At 71.5% G+C, this 5192-nt stretch carries 3 protein-coding genes and 1 pseudogene; 2 read left to right on the top strand and 2 right to left on the bottom strand.

The window, feature by feature from the left end:
• Nucleotides 1-211: 211 nt before the first annotated feature.
• Entirely contained in the window at nt 212-1336 is a 1125-nt protein-coding gene (locus KDL01_RS38895; RefSeq protein WP_212533736.1) for a DNA recombination protein RmuC, read from the bottom strand.
• Nucleotides 1337-1363: 27 nt separating this feature from the next.
• Between KDL01_RS38895 and ychF the strand changes: the two genes are divergently transcribed.
• Nucleotides 1364-2443: a redox-regulated ATPase YchF gene (ychF, locus tag KDL01_RS38890; protein WP_212533735.1), complete on the top strand. Its 1080-nt coding sequence runs from the start codon at nt 1364-1366 to the stop codon at nt 2441-2443.
• 261 nt (nt 2444-2704) lie between these two features.
• Nucleotides 2705-4750, top strand: a complete 2046-nt coding sequence (locus tag KDL01_RS38885) for a S53 family peptidase (protein WP_212533734.1) — start codon at nt 2705-2707, stop codon at nt 4748-4750.
• Nucleotides 4751-4843: 93 nt separating this feature from the next.
• Here the strand turns inward: KDL01_RS38885 and KDL01_RS38880 are convergent.
• A pseudogene (locus KDL01_RS38880) lies at nt 4844-5192 on the bottom strand (hypothetical protein); the annotation flags it as partial.

Raw genomic sequence — 5192 nt, 5'->3', positions numbered from 1 at the left:
GGGCGGGGCCCGACGGCGAGGCCGCCCGCGGTGCCGCGACCGGGCTCCGGGCGCGGCGGGGCGATGCGGGGCCCGGCGGGGATCGCGACGCGCTGACGGGTCATGCGGCTAACGGTACGAGCTGATATGCCGACAGTTCCGGTGCAACGCAGCCGATCTCACTCGTGTGGCTGACTGGGTGGCGACCGCCGGAGGGCGTGCGCCCGGCGCGCTACTCCGGGCGCTCGGCGACGGCGCGGGGAGCGGTGTCGAGGCTGCGCGCGCTCGGCGGCCGGCCGTCGTCGAGGCCGAGGTCGCGCAGCCGGCGGGCGGTGACCAGCAGCCGGGAGTCGAGGGAGCCGACGGCGCGGTTGTAGGCGCCGACGGCGGCGCCGAGGGACTTGCCCACCGTGTCCAGCGTCTCGGTGAACACGCCGATGCGCTCGTACAGCTCCCGCCCGAGCGCGACCACGGTGCGCGCCTCGCCGGCCAGGGTGTCCTGCGTCCAGGCGTACGCGACCGTACGCAGCAGGGTGATCAGGGTTATCGGGCTGGCCAGGACCACCCGCCGCTCGGAGGCGTACTCCACCAGCTCGGGGTCGGCGCTCAGGGCGTGCGAGAGGAACGCCTCGCCCGGCACGAACAGGACGACGAACTCGACCGTGGGGGCGCCGGCGCTCTCCATCCGCTTCCAGTACGCCCGCGAGGCCAGCACGTCGACGTGCGCGCGCAGCTGCTTCGCGTGGGCGCGCAGGCGTTCCTGGCGGGCCAGTTCGTCGGGCGCCTCGGCCGCCTCGAGGAAGGCGCCGAGGGGGACCTTCGCGTCGACCACCACGTGCTTGTCGCCGGCGAGGTGCACGACGAGGTCGGGCCTGGCCACCCCCGCGCCCTCACCGGTCTCCGCGCCCTCCTGGGCCGGGATCACCAGCTGCTCGGTGAAGTCGCAGCGATCGACCAGGCCGGCCAGTTCCACCGCGCGGCGCAGGTGCAGTTCGCCCCAGCGGCCGCGCACCTGCGGCGTGCGCAGTGCGGTGACCAGCGCCGCGGTCTGGCCGCGCAGCTCCTCGCCGGTGGTGCGCACGTCCTCGATCTGGCGCGAGAGCGCCGCCTGGGCCGCGGCCCGGCCCTGCTCGATCTCGCGCAGGCGGTCGTCGAGGTGGCGCAGCGATTCGTGGATCGGCTCGCTGGCCCGGGCCAGCTGGCGGTCGGCCGTCTCCAGCAGCAGCCGGGCCGAAGAGTCCAGCGCCGGGTCCGGCGCGGCGCCCGGGCGGCTGCGGCGGGAGCGCTCACCGAGCACACCGAGAGCGATACCGATGGCGATGCCGAGCAGCAGGAGTGCGAGGGCGCCGAGAGTCACCCCGCCATTGAACTAGACTTGCTGCTCATGGGTCTGCAAATCGGTATCGTCGGTCTGCCCAACGTGGGCAAGTCGACTCTTTTCAACGCTCTGACGAAGAACGACGTCCTGGCGGCGAACTATCCGTTCGCCACCATCGAGCCGAACGTCGGCGTGGTGGGCGTGCCGGACCCGCGACTGGGCAAGCTGGCCGAGATCTTCCACTCCGAGCGGGTGCTTCCGGCCACGGTCGACTTCCTGGACATCGCCGGCATCGTGCGCGGCGCCTCCGAGGGGCAGGGTCTTGGCAACAAGTTCCTCGCCAACATCCGTGAGGCCGACGCGATCTGCCAGGTCATCCGGGTCTTCACCGATCCGGACGTGGTCTTCGCCGACGACAAGGGCGCGCCGGATCCCAAGAGCGACATCGAGACCATCAACACCGAGCTGATCCTGGCCGACCTGCAGACGATCGAGAAGGCCCTGCCGCGCCTGCAGAAGGAGGCGCGGATGGCCAAGGACAAGCAGGAGAAGGTCGCCGCGATCGAGCAGGCGCAGCAGCTGCTCGAGGGCGGCACCACCGTCTTCGCCGCCGGGCTCGACCTCGCGCCGCTGCGCGACCTGCACCTGCTCACGGCCAAGCCGTTCATCTACGTGTTCAACCTGGACGCGGACGAGCTGTCCAACGACGAGCTCAGGGCCGAGCTCAGTGCCCTGATCGCGCCGGCCGAGGCGGTGTTCCTGGACGCCAAGATCGAGTCCGAGCTGATCGAGCTGGCCGAGGACGAGGCGCTGGAGCTGCTTCAGTCGATCGGCCAGCCGGAGTCCGGGCTGACCCAGCTGGCCCGGGTCGGCTTCGACACCCTGGGGCTGCAGACGTACCTGACCGCCGGGCCGAAGGAGGCCCGCGCCTGGACGATCCGCAAGGGCGCCACGGCTCCCGAGGCGGCCGGCGTCATCCACACCGACTTCCAGCGCGGCTTCATCAAGGCCGAGATCGTCTCCTACGCCGACCTGGTCGCCTGCGGCTCGGTGGCCGAGGCGCGCTCCCGCGGCAAGGCCAGGATCGAAGGCAAGGAATACGTCATGGCGGACGGCGACGTGGTGGAATTCCGATTCAATGTGTGATCATCGAGGTCTGATGGTCTGACGGCGGCGGTCTCCGGTGGAGGCCGCCGCCGTCAGTCTTCCACGAACGCCCTGAGTGCGGCTTTCGCGCGGATCCGGGCAGATCCGCGCGCCATGATCGCCAACCCATACCAAACCTTGATATCCCAAACCTTGCCCAGCGTCGGGTGGAAGAGTACTAACTCGTCTTAGTAACTTCCGCCTGCCCGCCCGCACACACCAGGCGCGGACGGGCCACAGCTGGGGAAGGACCCACAAAGTATGGCCCCTGATATATCCCGTGCCCGGCGCGGACGGCGCGTCGGTGCCGCCTCGCTCGCCGTGGCCGCTCTCGCCGGCACCTTCGTCGCGTCAGGCGCGGCGCACGCGGCGACGAGTACGACCGCGGCGAGCGTCACGTTCGGCGGCATGCAGCCGGCCTGGGCCACCGCCTCGGCCGACCGCGGCCAGGTCGCGTCGGGTACCGCGGTGACCTCCACGATCTACCTGGCCGCCAAGGACCAGGCGGGCATGGAGGCCTATGCCGAGGCCGTCTCCACGCCGGGGAACGCGCTGTATCACAAGTACCTGAGTGCGTCGCAGTACCAGGCCAGGTTCGGTACCACCGCCGCCCAGATCTCCGCTGTCGAGAGCTGGCTGCGTTCGTCCGGACTGAAGGTCGCCTCGGCCAACAGCCACGAGATCCAGGTCTCCGGCTCGGCCGCGCAGACGGAGTCCACCTATGGGCTCTCGCTGCACAACTACAGCGTCAAGGGCAAGACCTACCGTGCTCCGGCCGGCTCCGCGCACCTGCCCGCGGCGGTCGCCGCGGACGTGCTCAGCGTCGGCTCGCTCAGCACCATGCCGCTCACGATGGCGCCGGCCGGCGCCATCAACACGACGGCGACCGAGGACGCGATCACCGGGGCCAAGCCCACCATGGGCACGACCCGTGACGGCGCGACCTACGTCGGCCAGGAGCCGTGCTCGAGCTACTACGGGCAGGCCGTCGACACCACCGCGCCGGCCCAGGGCGGCAAGGAGAACCCGTACGTCCTGTGCGGCTACTCCCCGCAGCAGCTGCGCAGCGCCTACGGCGTGGACGGGGTCACCGGCAAGGGCGTGACGGTTGCGATCGTGGACGCGTACGGCTCCTCGGACATCCTGTCCGACGCCAACACGTACGCGAAGTACCAGGGCGACCCGGCGTTCAAGCCGGGGCAGTTCCTGGACACCGAGACCCCGGCCGACTTCTACGACTACGCCGACTGCGGCGGTCCGGCGGACTGGTCGCCGGAGGAGCACATCGACGTCGAGGCCGTGCACGCGATGGCGCCCGCCGCCACCGTGCACTACTACGGCGGCAACTCCTGCCAGAACGCCGACCTGCTGGTCCCGCTGCAGCAGATCGTGGACACGCACTCGGCCGACATCGTCTCCGACTCCTGGGGCTCGGTCGTCTTCTCCAGCGCCGGCAACCTCACCGCCGCGGACAAGGACGCCTACGACCAGACCCTGATGCAGGGCGCGATCGAGGGCATCGAGATCAACTTCTCCACCGGTGACTGCGGCGCCGAGGACCCGACCACCGGCTGTGGCGCCAACGACACCTCCACGGTGCCGCAGGCCGACTGGCCGGACACCGACCCGTGGGTGACCGCGGTGGGCGGCACCAGCACGGCCATCGGCAAGCACGGCAACGTGCTGTGGGACACGTCGTGGGGCACCGACATCTACCTGCCCCCGACGACCGCCGGCTCCGGCTGGTCCTACCTGGAGTGGTACTTCGGCGGCGGCGGCGGCACCAGTGCGATCTTCTCGCAGCCCTGGTACCAGCGCGGCGTGGTCTCCAAGACGCTGGCCACCACCCTGCCGGACGGCACCCGCACCACCTCGGCGATGCGCACCGTGCCGGACGTCTCGATGGACGCCGACCCGTACACCGGCTTCCTGATCGGCCTGACCACCACGCTGCCGGACGGCACCACCGGCGTCGGCGTGGAGGACTACGGCGGCACCAGCCTGGCCAGCCCGCTGTTCGCGGGCCTGCAGGCCGATGCGATCCAGGTCGACGGCGGCCGGCGGATCGGCTTCGCCAACCCGGCGATCTACGCCGAGTACGGCACCGGCGTGTACACCGACGTCACCGGCAAGGGCCCGGGGACCAAGGCGTACAACGACATGCCGGCCGACGACGGCACCGACGCCACCAACTACTCGGTGGGCTTCGGTGACGACCAGCTGCTCACGGCCACGCCCGGCTACGACGACGCCACCGGCGTCGGCACGCCGAACACGAACTACCTCTGGGCGCGCCTGGGCTGGTAGTCCGCCTGGCGGGCACACTGCGTGAAACCGCCCCCGTACCCGTCGGCTCAGGCCGGCGGGTACGGGGGCGGCGGCGTTCTCGGACGCGGCGCGCTAGCCGCGGTTCTTCACGATGATGCCGACGATGATCCAGCCGAAGGCGGCGATCAGGCTCACCGCGAGGCCCGCCTTGGCCCGGCCGTCCGGGAGCGAGCCCGACCTGGCCCGGGAGATGCCGACGCTGCTGAAGATGATGCCGAGCACCAGCAGGCCGGGCAGGATCAGCCCGCACAGGCTCAGGGTGAGGCCGGCGGTGCCCATGCCGTTGGTACGCGGCGCCGCGGCCCCCGGGTAGCGGTACGGCAGGCCGGCCGGCGGGGTGGCCGGGCGCGGGCCGTAGGCGCCGGGAGGCCCCTGATAGGGCAGCGGCGTGGGACCGGGCGGGGTGGGCGTGGCCCGGGGC

It is taken from the genome of Actinospica durhamensis (assembly GCF_018139695.1).
Taxonomy (GTDB): domain Bacteria; phylum Actinomycetota; class Actinomycetes; order Streptomycetales; family Catenulisporaceae; genus Actinospica; species Actinospica durhamensis.
Note: the sequence above shows the minus strand (reverse complement) of the source record. Positions and strands in the feature narration are given on the sequence as shown.

Coding starts and splice junctions, on each gene's coding strand:
- ychF (WP_212533735.1), top strand. CDS start 1,364: ATGGGTCTGCAAATCGGTATCGTCGGTCTGCCCAACGTGGGCAAGTCG.
- KDL01_RS38885 (WP_212533734.1), top strand. CDS start 2,705: ATGGCCCCTGATATATCCCGTGCCCGGCGCGGACGGCGCGTCGGTGCC.